Here is a 15,315-nt window from a genome sequence, read left to right as displayed (position 1 = left end):
AAGGAATACACTTGAAAACAAGCGGGGTTCAAATTAGATCAAAATATTTTTCAAATGAATGATGCCAGAATCTCCATGCTAAAGGACTTTATCAAAGATGAACCCACAAATCCGTTCAATAAATATGCGCTGGCGATGGAGTATTATGATGCACAACCAATCAAATCATTGGAACTGCTCAGATCACTTATCAGTGAACACGCAGACTATCTACCAACCTACTTCAAAGCTGCCCATCTATTATGGGAAGAAGAATTGTGGGAAGAAGCGGACGAAGTTTTTACAAACGGAATTGAACTGGCTGAGAAGCAAGAAGATCAAAAAGCCATATTGGAATTGAAGTCGGCATATCAGAACTTTCAGTTTGATCGCGATTGATATTTTTGGATTATGAAAATGGCCAAATCACCTGACGAATATTTTTCGAGGAATGAAGAATACCGCCCACTACTTGAAAAGCTGCAATCGATTTTACAGTCAACCGAACTTGAGGAGAAAATGAAGTGGGGCATTCCTACTTATTGCTGGAAGAATAAAAATGTGGCTGGCATTGGTGCTTTCAAAAGCTATGCCGGACTCTGGTTTTTTAATGGTGTGTTTCTGAAAGACTCAGCCAATGTATTAATCAACGCTCAGGAAAGAAAAACGAAAGGTATGCGCCAGTGGCATTTTGAATCCATTGATGATATTGACGAACAATTAGTTAGCGCATACATTAAGGAAGCCATTCAAAATCAAAAGGATGGTAAAGAAATCAAGCCGGAGAAAAAGCCACTGATTATTCCAGATGACCTGAAAGAAGCCCTAGCTTCCAGCAGTCAACTTGCAGAAGCTTTTGAATCGCTATCGCTTTCTTGCAAGAGAGAATATGCGGAGCACATTGCTGAAGCGAAACGACCGGAAACCAAACAAAAAAGGCTGGAGAAAATCAAGCCGATGATATTGGAGAAAGTTGGATTATATGATAAGTATAAGTGACACCCTTAGTCCCCCCAAGGGACACTATCTAAAAATGATTGCCATGACACATAGATTCTGAAACAGTTCAGAATGACGTGATTTCAAAACTTAACCACAATCTTCCCAAAATGATCCGAGGCTTTGAATCGATCAAAAGCGTTTAAGTAATCGTCCACTTTATATACTTGATCAACGGTTGGTTTGATCTGATGCTTGTTCACAAATTCCAGCATCTCTACAAACTCATCATCACTTCCCATGGTGGAGCCCATGATCTGAGCTTGTGACCAAAAGAGCCTGAACACATCTACTTTTTCAGGGTGTCCGGTAGTGCTCCCATACATCACAATTCGTCCGGCTGGTTTCACGATCTTTAGGTAATTATTTAACTGGTTTCCTCCTGCGCTATCAATGATGGCATCAAATCCTCCCACCTGTCCGGCCTCCTTAAACCACTTCTCATCTTTGTAGTTGAAGCCTCCCTTCACTCCCATTTCTTTTACGCGCTCAATCTTCTCATTACTGCCACTTGTGACATAAACCTCAGCACCTGAAGCAAAGGCAAAAGCAATAGCAAATTGGCTCACTCCACCGCCTGCACCCGTAACAAGTACCCTTTTTTTGGCTTTTGCTCCTCCTTTTTTAATAGCAGCTCGGAAAGCAGTGAGACCGGCAAGCGGTAATGCGGCTGCCTCTTCAGCACTCAAATGTGGGGGCTTTTGCTGCAATCGATGAGCAGGTACTTTGATGTATTCTGCAAGGGTTCCATTGGTTGGCATGCCAAGCACCGAGTAGTCTGAAGACTGAACTTCCGGGTTATTTCCCCAGTTTACATTTGGATTAATGATTACCTCTTTACCCTTCCATTCAGTAGGTCCTTCTTCCACAACTCCACACCCGTCCGAACCAAGCACAGTCCCAAACTGAATGCCCGGATACATGCCTTCCCGGATCCATTGATCTCGTCGGTTAAGGGCAGCAGCTGAAATTTTCACCAAACACTTGTCACCTGATACTTTAGGCTTATCTATATCTACTAATTGAATCGGTTCCGATTCTTGCGTAATCGTAATCGCTTTCATCTACAAAATTTGATTAGAAATTAAAACGGCGCATCATCTTCTGGACTCTGACCACCATCATTCGCTTTACTTGGAAGTGTGATTGTGAAATCATCATTGGATGGACCAGATGTTGGGAAGCCTCCAAAGCCATTCCCCTGATCTCCATCCCAATCTGTAAATTTCGTGAACTTGCCGATGAACTTGAGATTGACCGTATCCAGTGATCCGTTTCTGTGCTTAGCAATAATCACCTCGCCTAGTCCTTGTAGCGGCATGCCCGACTCGTCCGTATCCAGCCCGTAGTATTCCGGACGATACAGGAACATTACCATATCTGCATCCTGCTCAATCGACCCTGATTCCCTAAGGTCAGAAAGTTGTGGGCGTTTATCACCTCCCCTGGTTTCCACCGCCCTACTCAACTGAGAAAGAGCAATTACAGGTACATTTAGTTCTTTAGCAATTCCTTTCAATGCCCTTGAGATGGAAGCAATTTCCTGCTCCCGGTTTCCACCACCTTTGCTACTGTCTCCACTCATCAACTGTAGGTAGTCAATGATAATCAGCTTCACGCCGTGCTGTGCAGCCAGCCTTCTACACTTAGCTCGGAGCTCTAGAATACTAAGAGCAGGTGTGTCGTCAATAAAGATCGGTGCTTCCGAAAGTTTTCGGGTTTTGTGGATCATCTGCTCCCACTCATAGTCGGCCAGGTCGCCTTTCTTAATTTTTTCACTTGGCAGCTCTGCTTCGGAAGAAATCAGACGATTGACCAACTGAACGGATGACATCTCCAATGAGAAAATCGCCACGGGTGTATTGAAGTCAATGGCTGCATTTCGTAATGCAGAAACCACAAAGGCGGTTTTACCCATACCCGGCCGTGCAGCAATGATGACTAAATCTGATGGCTGCCACCCGGAGGTAACTCGATCCAGCGCTGAGAACCCACTAGGCACACCAGTGAGTCCGTCTTTACGATCTTTTCTGATCTGAATCTCATCAATGGCCTGATGCATCAATGAACTCATTTTATCATAGTTCTTTCTGATGTGAGACTCAGACACATCAAATAGTGACTGCTCTGCCCGATCTAATAACTTAAATACGTCAATGGTATCTTCATATGCATCTTTTTGAATCTCAGAAGAGATTCGAATCAATTCCCTTTTGATAGACTGCTCAGCAATGATCCGCGAGTGATACTCGATATTGGCAGCTGAATTCACTTTCGTTGTGAGCTCTGCTACAAAGTGAGCACCACCGACCACTTCCAGCTTTGCTTCTTTGCGAAGCTGATGCGTGACCGTCTTTATATCTATCGGTTGACTGTCGTTGAAAAGTGTAACGATAGCCGCATAAATTTCCTGATGTGCATCCTTGTAGAAACTTTTAGCATGCAAAATGTCAATCACGTTGGAAAGTGCATCCCGCTCCAGCATGAGAGCTCCAAGTACTGCTTCTTCTATTTCAACTGCCTGTGGTGGCAGTTTACCCAAATGATCTGTAAGTGTGGAAAGGCCAATTCGACGGCTTTTTGCAGATGCAGATGATGATTGTTTAGCTCCTTCCATTAAGAGAATTCTATTTGTTGTTATTGGTCATACAAACTTAAATTTTAGCAAATGATAATGACGTCATTTCATCAACGATTTACCCCCCACTTATCCACAACGATTATTCAAATCCTTTGGTGCATTATACTATCTTTGATCGCTTACCTTTTAAACGCAACATTTTGTTCAAACTCAATCTAAAAAATCCCTTGGTTGTATTCGATTTAGAAACAACCGGCACCAATATTTCACAGGATCGAATTGTAGAGATGGCCATGGTGAAAGTAATGCCCGATGGTTCTGTCGAAGAGAAGTGCAGAAAAATTAACCCAACTATACCCATTCCGCATGAGACCAGCTTAATACATGGTATTTATGATGAGGATGTAAAAGACGAACCCACATTTGCTCAAGTGGCAAAATCACTAGCTAAATATCTGGAAGGATGTGATCTGGCCGGATTTAATGTACTAGGGTTTGACGTCCCAATGCTTGTGGAAGAATTTCTAAGAGCAAATGTTGACTTTGACACTGAGCAACGAAAAATCGTAGATGCACAAAAAATCTTCCATCTCATGGAGAAGCGTAACCTCTCTGCTGCGCTTAAATTTTACACCGGAAAAGAACTGGAAAATGCTCATAGTGCTCTGGCCGATACACAAGCAACTTATGAGGTATTGCTTGGACAAATTGAAAAGTATGAAGGACAAGATGCATTCGATACGCTTGGTAAAAAACTTGCTACTATCGAGAATGATATGAATGTTCTACATGATCTTACAACTTCATCCCGCGTTGATTTTGCAGGTAGAATGATATACAAAGATGGAAAAGAGGTTTTCAATTTTGGAAAACACCGTGGAAAGTCTGTAACTGAAGTTCTTCAAAAAGAACCAAGCTTCTACGATTGGATGATGAAAGGTGATTTTCCACTTGACACTAAAAGGAAGCTTACTAAAATTAAGCTGAGAAGATTTAACCAATGATATGCATGATCAGCAATCTATAATAGTCCATTTTAAGGGATGGATTGATAGTCTCGAACCTATACATAGGTTAACTGAACAACTGAGGGAGGTATTGGATAATAATCCTCTTGGCCTACTTGATGGCCATGAGATCGCAATGGATTGCAGTCATGGATATATTTTCTTTTACGGTCCAGATGCTCAGCTACTTTTTGAAGAAATTAAAAGCATTTTAATCAAAGCTGATTTGCTTAAGTGTACCAAAGCTGTATTGCATCAGGGAACGACAACAGAAATAATCATTTCTTTGTAAGAAAATCTCTCTTGTCATCCATTTACACTTCTAAGAAAAATATCTTAACTATTTTAGAGCTAAATGATCCGAAAAATTACTTAGTCAAATAACACGTTTATTATATTACATTTGACTTTTACCTAGCCTATGTCTACTACCTTTAAAAAGAACGCCAGCCTCAGACTCGTCTTACTTATAGCGCTTGTCATTTCTATCTATCTGATATTGGTGTGGCTCTTAGTTTATGTTGAAAAGGACAGTGGCCAAACTGCACTGAACACCTATTCAAATGCTATTTGGTACTCCCTGGTCACACTTACGACGGTTGGTTACGGAGATATCTTCCCTGCTACTGTATGGGGTCGGTATATTTCTTTAATATTCATTTTAACTAGTATTGGAATTTTCGGAATTTTAATTGGACAACTTACAACGCTTATGACAACAATAAAGGAAAACAAAAAGCTTGGTTACACTGGAACCGGTTTTACCAATCACGCGGTAATTATTGGATGGAATGAGTTTGGATGGCATGTCGTAGATCAGTTGGTCGGTGTAGGAAGAAGGGTCGCTGTTGTGACAAATAAGAAAGATGATGTAGACCTGATACGAGAAAAGTATAGCTCAAAAAACGTCTTCGTATTGTTTAGTGATTACAACAATCATGACCTGATCAAAAAGTCGAATATTGAAGAGGCTACTATCGTATTTGTAAACATGGAAGACGATACGGATAAGTTAGTCTATGTTCTCAATCTCAAGAAAGTATTCCCTGAAACAGAGTTTGTGGTGACACTTGAAAATGGGGATTTAAAGAACACATTCCTGGCCGCCGGAGTTAGCAACACCATTTCCACGCAGGAGATATCTTCAAAATTGCTCGCTTCATATATGTTTGAACCGGATGTAGCCACATATAGTGAATCTATCCTCAGTTACGCAAAATCTGACACAGACTATGACATTAAGCAGCTCTTAATTACTCCCAATAATCCTTATAATGGAAAGTCATATCAGGACGTATTCTTTGATTTGAAGAAGCGTTATAATTCCGTACTAATTGGTATTACAAAGCGAGATAAATTCGGGCAGAAGAAGTTGATTAAAAATCCATTAGGAGATTTAAAAATTCATACAGGAGATTATCTGATCATAATTCTGAATGGTAAGGCATTCAAACTGTTGAAGCGAATCTTTGCTGTAGAAGAAGGAGCTGTAAAGGAATAAACATGAAAAAGATCATATTTATCGGGCTTACAATACTCTTAGCAGGTTGTGAAAACAAAGACATAAATGAGGGTGAGGAATTTAGACCCAGAGCTGTGAACGACAGTTTTGACGACACTCATTTCACTAAAATAACGGTCGACGGAGTAGAATACCTCATGACCGAGAGAGATAACAACAACCCCCATGAAGGATTTGGGTTTATGGCATTCAGAGCTAATAAGCTAATGGAAAAGCAAGACACCATCATATCCTACCTGAAAGCCATGCAGTTTTTCCAAAATAAAGTATACGCTAGAATGTATGGCATCTCTGCTGATTCCGGTCAAGCTGAATTCGAAGATAAACTTCAGGAGTTCTTCCTACTTGAGACCAAGGAACTGGAAGAGCTTGAGCGTGAGGATCTTTCGAATACAAAACCAGAATAAGTTGAAACAAAAAAAGGAAGAAGATTAACTCTCCTTCCTTTCCAACATTCTCATATCTTATAAAATCTTATCCGAAGAAAGACTTTAGTTGTCTAAGTGCATTCGCTAAATCTTCATCAATACCAGCGCGCTCAATTATTTCTTTTCCAACTTTCTCTGCATCTATTAACTCATCTTTATCCTTAAAGACTTCACTTAAGATATTACAGTCATCAATCAGAGAGAATAGAACCGTGAATGCTGGAGATGGCTTAGCGCTCTTAAAAACAATCGCTTTAAGATTATTTCTTATCTCCTGCTCAAAGGCATAGTTTGCATTGTCCATTCTGTCTGAAAGTGGAATCCAGAGCAATTTGGTCTCTTCCTTCTTCAGGATACCTCTCTGAGCAAGCAAAGCATTCAAATCTTCCTGAATGTCTTTAAACTTTCCGGATAGTGTCTTTATCTGATCAAGCATAGAGGGACCTGTCTGAAGTTTCTTCAAAACATTATCCAAAATGCCGTTTCCGGTTCCTATGGTATCGATTACTGAAACGTTACCGCCATCAAGCTTGATTTTCTTAAGTAGGTATAGCTCAAGAATGCATGCTGCAATTACTCCGGGTACTACCGTCTTCTCAGCAGCTGCTAAAATTCGTCCTTCTTCGTCATCTAAAGCTATTAAGTAAAATCCCTCAGCGATGCTTAGTTTCATAGTTGGTTAGTTTTTAAAAAATTGATGTGTTTCTCAAAAGGCGAATTTCATAAATTTTAGTGAATTCATCACGTGTAAACGCCTATTTTTTCAGTAAAGAGCCTATAGTCATTCCCTGAACCAATATTGAGAATACAACCACACAATAGGTGGTGAATAGAATAGTGTCTTTCACCTCATCCGGAAAAGCAATGTCGGTAAGCGATAGTGCCAACGCTACTGAAATTCCTCCTCTAAGTCCACCCCAAGTCAGTATCTGAATGGTTTTAGGTTCAAACTCTCTAAATCGTTTCATCACGGTAATTGGAATACTTACACCGATGAACCTGGCAAATAATACAATCACAATTCCAATTCCTCCAATAGCCAGATTACTCACGGTAAATGATTCCGCAATTACCAACATTTCAAGTCCGATAAGTATGAAAAGGATTGCATTCAAGGCTTCATCCAACAAATGCCAGAATTTGAATACATACTCTCCTGTTGCGTTAGCGAGTTTTTCATCTCGACCCTGATTACCAATGAAAAGTCCCATTACCACCATAGCAAGTGGTGCAGATACGTGGATCATTTCTGAGATTCGCCCACCCACCATCACGAGTGTAAGCGTTACCAGCACTTCCAGTTCCACATGGTCATTATCGATAAAGTTGAGCAACTTAAATCCACAGAAGCCAAAGACAGCTCCTAACAGCAATCCACCAAACACTTCAACACTAAATAGCATTGCAACACTAGCTGCGGTTATCTCTCCTGCTCCATGTCCACCTGGCTCATGTATACCCGCCTGAGCTTTGGCAATTCCTAAAATGGTAAGGAATATTACAACCCCTACACCATCGTTGAATAACGACTCACCTGCAATCTTGATTTCTAATTTCTTCGAAAGCCCAAACTGTTTAGTAAGCGCTAAAACTGCAATCGGATCTGTAGGTGATATTAAAGCACCAAATAACAAGCAGTATATCAGATCGATTTCATACCCCAGTAAAGGGAAAATGTTATAGACGAGAAAACCAACTAAAAACGTGGACATTAACGTACCAATGGTTGCGAGGATTATAACCGGAACCCGCTCTTCAATCAACTTATTCAGGTTGGTTGATAAAGCACCCGCAAACAACAGGAAGTTCAGCATGACATTCATGAGCACTTCCTCAAAGTCGAATTCGGCTATTATATGTTCTGCTCCTTCCGTAATGGAGGGGACAAAGTAGCCCAATATCAGGATCGATATCGACATGATAAGAGCGATCAACATTAGTCCGATTGTGGATGGCAGCTTTAGTACGGTAATATTGATTAGCGTAAAAGCGGCGGCCATGAAAATTAGGAGTGTGATTAGTTCTAAGATACTCATCGGTTATCTGGGTAGAAGTTTCTTTTGGTTTAGATTAGTGTAGCAAAATAAATAAATTCAGAATACGAAAAAAATCGTTCTCTGTAAATGGCAAAATAGCTCTAAAATCTGCATCCCACCAATTTAAACTTATGATTCAGTATTTTCCACTAAGAAAACTCACTAAAAATCCTTATTCAAATAGTACAATTTCCTTCCTTATTCTATTAATACTCACAAGTTGTGCAAGCGTTAAACAAATTGCAATTGAAAAAGACGCTAGCCGCTTACTCAACCAATCGCCGATTTTCTCCAGTCATTTCACGGGATTTAGCATCTATGATATTGAGCTAAATCAATTCATTGCCAGCCATAATTCCACACTGAAGTTTACACCGGCATCAAATACTAAACTTCTGACTGCATACACTACCCTGAGGACCTTTAGTGATTCTATTCCTTCGCTTGCGTTGCAAGGTATAGACTCTGGGTTCATCGTGTCTCCACTTGGAGATCCCTCCTTTTTGTATAGCCCATTCAAAAACCAAACCGTATTTGAAAAACTAAAATCTGCCAAAAAAATCCTCATACATTTACCAGAAAGTGAAGTTTCACCCTATGGTAGTGGCTGGGCCTGGGATGATTACATCTATAATTATCAACCTCAGCGAAGTTTATGGCCCATTTATGGCAATACTGTCAGTATTAAAAAAGCTGGTGACACGCTTACGATCACCCCTCCTTTTTTTAAGGACTATGTAGAAATACTGAAGCAGCAACGACCTGGAGAGCTGATTGACAGAGAGTTGAAGTTCAATCTATTTAAAGCGTACCTGGAAAGCGACACCTCGGATTTCGAACGAATTATACCCTTTGAATACTCAAATGAACTACTCCTACAGTTGCTGAATGATACGCTGGCAAATGAAGTGAATTGGTACGATGGGGAAGCTATTCTTACAGACACATTATATGCTCAGCATATCGATTCGGTATTAGTCAAGATGCTCAAACCGAGCGATAATTTCCTGGCTGAACAGTTATTGCTCATGTCCGCAAGACAGAGTGGCTTTGATGAGGTCAAGCCATTCATAAAACACATTAAGACCACCTGGCTAGCACACCTTTCTGATATGGTCTGGGTGGATGGTTCAGGATTATCCAGGTACAATCTCATTGCCCCGGTTGATCAGGTTCGGTTGCTAAAGAATTGCCTTGATGAGTTTGGATGGGAAAGAATGACTGCTCTATTACCTTCAGGTGGTGAAGGAACCTTGAAAGATTTATATCTTCCTCTTGAAGAGGAAGAACCCTTCATTTTCGCTAAAACAGGCACTCTGAGTAACAATCATAATCTGAGTGGCTATTTAATCACAAAATCAGGAAAGCGTCTCATCTTTTCATTTATGAGCAATCATTATATACGACCTACAACTGAAGTTAAGAAGGCAATGGAAGCCTTTTTACAAGAAATTAGAAATGCTTATTGACTGTAAGAAACGTCCAGATCAGATAGCTCCAATAGAATATTGTCTAGCGTTTGAACCATCACTTCCTTATCAGCATAGTAGTTAGAAGTGATCGTATTCATATCGGAAAAAATCTGGACCTCATACTCTTTCCTATTGCCCTCCGCAAAATCCAGTGCATTTCTCAAATTCTCAATTGCTTTATCAAGTGCTTTCATCGTTTCCGGACGTTTCTCTTCCAAAATGAACGCACGAGCACTGGCTATTTCGTAATAAATAAGTGCATTTAAGACAATCACACTGCTTTCATTGAGCTTCTTTCTATCAAAACGTCCATCAGTCATTTCATTTTTAACCTGATATAGGCCAATTAAACCCGTTGATATAAGCTTTCTGCTGGCCTCATCTGCGTGATCTCGAAGGAACTCAATAGAATGGATCGCTTCATTCAGATGCAGTAGGCTTCTTGAATGTATTTTTTCTTCTAAATAAAGTCGAGCATTTTGTAATGCATATCCCGGAACAGACGCTTTAGCACTAATAGAAATCGGCGATCGCTCTGCACTAATAAATCCAGCGATATGAAAAGCAACAATTACTGCCGCCAAAACGGAAAGATAATACGGTAATTTTCGAAATTTCATACACTGTTAACATAGTTAAAATGCATGATTTTTGTTCGTTTCTACTGAAAAATGAGGGTTTTTACGGATTATACGCTCGTACTAAACCCCCAGTTAATCGCATCAAAGAGACTTTAGAATCAATCAGGTTATAGGTAGCCTGAAGTTCTAAAATTGCCGCTGAGAGGTAGTTGTTTTGTACATCACGATAGTCGAATGAATTGATAGATCCATTCCTGAATTTCTCTTCTGAATTCTGTAGGTTAATCTCTGCTGCTTCCCTCCTGCGCTCGTTTATAGCCAACAGTTGTTTTCTGACCAGGTACTGATCATAAGCTGTCGCCAAATCACGCTCTACATTTTTCTTTAACTGATCGATGCGGATATTTCCGATATCTTCCTGAACCATAGCATTTTTTATTGCCCGGTTTATCCTGTTCCCATCAAACAATGTGAAGCTTACCGTAAAATTAGCGAAGTAGGTGCCCGTTTTGGATACAAGTGGTTCTGGAGGATTTTGATAATCAGGGTTAGGGCCAGAGTAACGAGCATCTGTCAGATTACTTACATTCCGATTCCAATTATAACCACCATTTAGAGATACAGTTGGATATCTCGATGACTCTTGAAGAGCAGTATTTGCTCCAAGTATGGCCTGCGAAATGTAAATCTTTTTTAAATCAACATTTTGGTTGAATGCAGCATCAACCAAATCATCATAAGCATAAGTTATATCCTCAATGGCAAGCGAGTCTGTAAGGAGATATTTTGTATTTATATCATCCTTAGCAAGCAATAGGTTAAGGTTCCTAAAAGCATTATTTAATGCAAGCTGCTGATTCAAAACAGAAGCCGAGTCTGTCAGGTAGTTATTCTCTTCCAATAATTTATCGGATGTTACAGCTCCGCCTAAGTCGTATTTCGTCTGAATGTATTCAAACTTGTCACCAGAAAGTGAAAGTTGCTTTTTAAACTCACTTAGCCGCTGTTGCTCCAACACAGCCAGATAGTAACCCAAAATGATAGATTGAATGGTGTTAGCGACTACCACTTCCGCATTTTGTTCAGACTCAGCATGCAACTGATCCAACCTTCTTTTGCTGATAATTGCCCTGTTTCCCTGGAAAATATTCCATGTAACAGTCACTCCAGGAGTCATCCCATATGTTTGCTGATTATTTAGCTCGAATCCCGGAAAAAGCTGACCTCCGAAAAACAGATTATCGGATTGCTGATTCCTTACTGAATTTTGACTTTGCAATGTTAGATTGACGGTAGGCAGCCTACCCGCTTCACCCCATGTATTGTTATTCTCGGCAACCTGAACATTTCGATGCTCAATGCGAATCCCATAATTTCGTTCCAATCCGATTTGGATTGCATCGGATAGTGAAAGTGGCTCTTGAGCATGGATGCTCAATGCACTTAATAAACTTATTGAAAGTATTAGATACTTCATTAACTAGTTGTTTATAAAAATTAAGCTGATTCTTTGTATTCCTCCATTCTTCGCTCATCGATAAGCACCCGCTCCACATCTTCGCGACTTGGCTTATCCCCTGTCCATAGCCACTTCGCATATCTTCTTAGATCATTGGCTATCAGAATAAATACTGGGAAAAACAGAAGAATAATGATTGTTCCAAACAGAACACCATAAGCTACTGAAATCGCCATTGGAATCAGGAACTGGGCCTGGAAGCTCGTTTCTTTAATCAATGGATAAAGCCCCAACACAGTGGTAAGAGATGTCAGCATAATCGGTCTAAATCTGGCGATACCGGCATTATAGGCCGCCTGATAAACGGACTGACCTTCCTCCTTTACGAGTGTGTTAAACTTAGAAAGGAACACTACAGCATCATTGATGATGACCCCCATTAGTGCAATCATCCCCCATAGACTAAGCATAGAGACCGGTTTTGGAGTCGCACTGATCCATGTTTCAATTCCATGCCCGAGTATGCCCGAAAACCATCCTAATGGCACCATCATCAGAACCAATACAGCCTGATAAAACGACCTAAAATTGATCATAAGAATGAAAAGGATGCAAACAAAAGCCCCGACAAAAAAGGTCGCCATCTCCCCTGCGGATCTGGATCGTTCCTCAGCCTGACCGCCATAGTCCACCTTTACAGTTGGGAACTTTGCCAGCATTTTTGGTACAATGTCTTTTTCCACTTTTTCCAGAATTACATTGGCGTCTCCAAACGGATCCACCATGTCTGCTTCTACCGTTACAGATCGAGATGCTTCGTAATGCTTGATACCGGAAACCCCGCGGTTAATTTCATAGTTAGCAAGCTGAGTGAGCGGGTACTCTTTCCCCCCATCTTTGATCTTCACTGTTTCCAATTGTTCGATGCTTTTCCGATCTTCTTTTGGATACCTCACCCATACTCTGATCTCATCATTGCCTTTCATGAATCGCTGAACTTCTTCTCCAAAGAAACCCTGACGTAATTGCTGTGTGATATCGCTATTGGTAAGACCAAGGAAGTAAGCCTGTGACATCAAATCCAACTGCACTTCTCTGTTCCCAATCGGGATATCATCGGTCACATCCTTTAAGGCAGGCATCTGATCCAGTTCCTCAATCAGGAATTCTTTGGCAACTGCCAGTTCCTCATAGTTTTTACCAAGGATTCTCACAGAAACGGGTTTTCCCCATCGGCTTCTGCCTCCTATAGCAAATTTTTCAGCTTCAGGTACCGGTCCTATCTCGGCTCGCATCTTATTGATGAGATCATATTGGTTGAGGTCAAATTCATCCAGCTCCTCATGAAAAATATTGACAAACCCAGTGTGTGACCCTGACTCAAACGATGAGCTTCCAATGCTTGTGAACGTATGTCTCACAATTGTCTTATCTGTACCCGCCTCCTTTTTCAGTTGGTCATTTACCCTCCATACAGCCTCTTCGAAGCGTTTAAGATAGGCCTCCACTTTATCTTCTCGCTCACCCGGCTTGAATGCGATCTCCACGTTCACACTATTAAATGCAATAGGTGGGAATAGTGTAGATGGGATAATACCCCCTTTCATCATTCCGACAATAATCAAAATGAATGCGATAACTATTGACACTGAAACGGCGCGAAATTTCATGGTAAACTGTAAGGCTTTACCATAAACTTTATATCGCAGGTAATCAATAATTCCATTTAAGAAAGATCTGATCCTAAAGCTTCTGGTATCCTCTTTTTTGACTGAGAGCACGTGCTTACTGGACAGGTGAGCCGGGAGTACAAAAAAGGCTTCTATAAGCGAAAATCCAAGACTGAAGATTACGACTATGGCCATATCTCTTAGCATTTCGAAACCACCTGTTAATAAAAGCAGTGGTGTGAATGCCACCATAGTGGTAAGAATGGAAGTGAAAACAGCCGGAACTACTTCCATGGTACCCTGCACTGCCGCTTTTATCGGGTTGCCATGCTTTTCAAAGTGGGAGTAAATATTCTCTGCAATCACAATCCCATCATCCACCAGAATGCCAATTACAAGGATCATCCCGAAAAGCGAAATCATGTTGATCGTTAGACCTACAAATGTTCCCAATATGAACATCCCAAGAAATGAAGAAGGTATACCCCATGCCACCCAAAAGGAAAGGCGAAGACTTAAGAAGAGACCCAATGAAATCAAGACCAAAAGCAGTCCGATCATCCCATTGGAAGTAAGCATGTCAAGGCGTTGATTGAGCATCGACATAAAGTCCCAGGTCATGGTCAGTTTAACTGCATCATTCCTTTCATTGAATTCCTCTACATAGTTATTGACCGTCAGAGAAATCTGCTCAAGATCTTCGCGTTCAAGCCTTCTCACTTCAACGAATACTGCTCTTTCTCCGCTTAAAAATGATTTATTGGGCTGATCAGCAAATTTTTCTTCAATAGTGGCTATATCTCTTAGTAATAGATTTTGACCATTATCATTACTTCTGATAACGATATCACCTATTTTGTCAGCATCGGTATCTTTTGACCGGGCGCGTATCAGAATCTCTTCCGTACTTGTTTTTACCGATCCGGCTGATACATCCCGGTTATTTACCCGAACCGCATTTGCTACTTCCGTAAATGTCAGGTTATACCTGCGTAGCACATCTTCTGCCACCTCAATTGAAATCTCAAGTGGCGGAAACCCTGATATCCCGACCTGAGAAATCACCCCGGTAGCCAACAGCTCATCTTCTATATCCTCCGCAAATTGTTTTAGTGTTGCTAGATCTACATCTCCGGTTAATGCCAGCCACTGAGCCGTGGTTCTTGATTTTTGCTTAACAATGATCGGCTTTTCCGCGCCTGCAGGAAACGAGCTGATGCCATCAACAGCGTTTTTCACATCCGTATAAAGCTCATCGATATCATACCCGTCAATTTTCTGAATATTGATATTCGCAAAGTTTTCCGAAGAAGTAGATGTCACCTGGTAGATCCCGATCACTCCTTTCAGGGCTTCTTCAATCTTAAGGGTTACCCCTTCTTCCATCTCATCCGGAGAGGCTCCAGGATAAGAAACGGATACCGTGATATTCTTGTCGGCCAGCGTTGGAAAGAATGATTTTTTGGTATTTATCAAGCTCACCACACCACCCACCAGGGTAAGTGCGATAAGGATATTCGCTAAAATCGGGTACTTTACGAAGTACTCTATGAGGCCCTTTATTGTACTCATGACTGTGTT

General features: G+C 40.8%; 14 protein-coding genes. 7 read left to right on the top strand and 7 right to left on the bottom strand.

Annotated features, from left to right (window positions below; translation table 11 throughout):
- Nucleotides 1-54: 54 nt before the first annotated feature.
- Both CHB71_RS16350 and CHB71_RS16345 read left to right on the top strand, forming a co-directional pair.
- Nucleotides 55-378 carry a hypothetical protein gene (locus CHB71_RS16350; RefSeq protein WP_089358010.1) on the top strand — a complete coding sequence of 108 codons (324 nt, stop codon included), beginning with the start codon at nucleotides 55-57 and terminating at the stop codon, nucleotides 376-378.
- Nucleotides 379-396: 18 nt separating this feature from the next.
- Nucleotides 397-978 carry a YdeI/OmpD-associated family protein gene (locus tag CHB71_RS16345; protein WP_221406747.1) on the top strand — a complete coding sequence of 194 codons (582 nt, stop codon included), beginning with the start codon at nucleotides 397-399 and terminating at the stop codon, nucleotides 976-978.
- An 83-nt stretch (nucleotides 979-1,061) separates the two neighbouring features.
- Here the strand turns inward: CHB71_RS16345 and CHB71_RS16340 are convergent, their stop codons facing one another.
- Both CHB71_RS16340 and dnaB read right to left on the bottom strand, forming a co-directional pair.
- A complete protein-coding gene (locus CHB71_RS16340; protein WP_089358008.1) occupies nucleotides 1,062-2,042 on the bottom strand; it encodes a zinc-binding dehydrogenase in 981 nt (326 codons plus the stop codon).
- Between the two features lie 20 nt (nucleotides 2,043-2,062).
- A complete protein-coding gene (gene dnaB / locus CHB71_RS16335) occupies nucleotides 2,063-3,595 on the bottom strand; it encodes a replicative DNA helicase (protein WP_089358007.1) in 1,533 nt (510 codons plus the stop codon).
- 164 nt (nucleotides 3,596-3,759) lie between these two features.
- Here dnaB and CHB71_RS16330 point away from each other — a divergent pair, with 164 nt between their 5' ends.
- The 4 genes from CHB71_RS16330 (at nucleotide 3,760) to CHB71_RS16315 (ending at nucleotide 6,495) form a co-directional block, all read left to right on the top strand.
- The gene (locus CHB71_RS16330; RefSeq protein WP_089358006.1) at nucleotides 3,760-4,563 is read left to right on the top strand and encodes a 3'-5' exonuclease; all 804 of its coding nucleotides are present in this window, start codon (nucleotides 3,760-3,762) and stop codon (nucleotides 4,561-4,563) included.
- Nucleotide 4,564: 1 nt separating this feature from the next.
- The gene (locus CHB71_RS16325; protein ID WP_089358005.1) at nucleotides 4,565-4,858 is read left to right on the top strand and encodes a hypothetical protein; all 294 of its coding nucleotides are present in this window, start codon (nucleotides 4,565-4,567) and stop codon (nucleotides 4,856-4,858) included.
- Nucleotides 4,859-4,987: 129 nt separating this feature from the next.
- Nucleotides 4,988-6,067: a potassium channel family protein gene (locus CHB71_RS16320; protein WP_179213453.1), complete on the top strand. Its 1,080-nt coding sequence runs from the start codon at nucleotides 4,988-4,990 to the stop codon at nucleotides 6,065-6,067.
- Nucleotides 6,068-6,069: 2 nt separating this feature from the next.
- Entirely contained in the window at nucleotides 6,070-6,495 is a 426-nt protein-coding gene (locus CHB71_RS16315; RefSeq protein ID WP_089358004.1) for a hypothetical protein, read from the top strand.
- 67 nt (nucleotides 6,496-6,562) lie between these two features.
- Here the strand turns inward: CHB71_RS16315 and CHB71_RS16310 are convergent, their stop codons facing one another.
- Nucleotides 6,563-7,189 carry a GOLPH3/VPS74 family protein gene (locus tag CHB71_RS16310; protein WP_089358003.1) on the bottom strand — a complete coding sequence of 209 codons (627 nt, stop codon included), beginning with the start codon at nucleotides 7,187-7,189 and terminating at the stop codon, nucleotides 6,563-6,565.
- An 82-nt stretch (nucleotides 7,190-7,271) separates the two neighbouring features.
- On the bottom strand, nucleotides 7,272-8,552 hold the full coding sequence (locus CHB71_RS16305; protein ID WP_089358002.1) for a cation:proton antiporter: 1,281 nt from the start codon (nucleotides 8,550-8,552) through the stop codon (nucleotides 7,272-7,274).
- A 131-nt stretch (nucleotides 8,553-8,683) separates the two neighbouring features.
- On the opposite strand from CHB71_RS16305, the gene CHB71_RS16300 reads away from it, so the two are divergent.
- Nucleotides 8,684-10,021: a D-alanyl-D-alanine carboxypeptidase gene (locus CHB71_RS16300; RefSeq protein WP_089358001.1), complete on the top strand. Its 1,338-nt coding sequence runs from the start codon at nucleotides 8,684-8,686 to the stop codon at nucleotides 10,019-10,021.
- Here CHB71_RS16300 and CHB71_RS16295 read toward each other — a convergent pair.
- The 3 genes from CHB71_RS16295 to CHB71_RS16285 all read right to left on the bottom strand — a co-directional run bounded on the left by CHB71_RS16295 (nucleotide 10,015) and on the right by CHB71_RS16285 (nucleotide 15,306).
- The gene (locus CHB71_RS16295) at nucleotides 10,015-10,644 is read right to left on the bottom strand and encodes a hypothetical protein (RefSeq protein ID WP_089358000.1); all 630 of its coding nucleotides are present in this window, start codon (nucleotides 10,642-10,644) and stop codon (nucleotides 10,015-10,017) included. The genes CHB71_RS16300 and CHB71_RS16295 overlap by 7 nt on opposite strands.
- Before the next feature lie 61 nt (nucleotides 10,645-10,705).
- Nucleotides 10,706-12,082, bottom strand: coding sequence for a TolC family protein (locus CHB71_RS16290; protein WP_089357999.1), 1,377 nt, complete (start codon nucleotides 12,080-12,082; stop codon nucleotides 10,706-10,708).
- 20 nt (nucleotides 12,083-12,102) lie between these two features.
- Nucleotides 12,103-15,306 carry an efflux RND transporter permease subunit gene (locus tag CHB71_RS16285; RefSeq protein WP_089357998.1) on the bottom strand — a complete coding sequence of 1,068 codons (3,204 nt, stop codon included), beginning with the start codon at nucleotides 15,304-15,306 and terminating at the stop codon, nucleotides 12,103-12,105.
- Nucleotides 15,307-15,315 lie beyond the last annotated feature (9 nt).

Source organism: Ekhidna lutea, assembly GCF_900188325.1.
Classification (GTDB): domain Bacteria; phylum Bacteroidota; class Bacteroidia; order Cytophagales; family Cyclobacteriaceae; genus Ekhidna; species Ekhidna lutea.
This window is presented reverse-complemented; position numbering and strand designations above follow the sequence as displayed.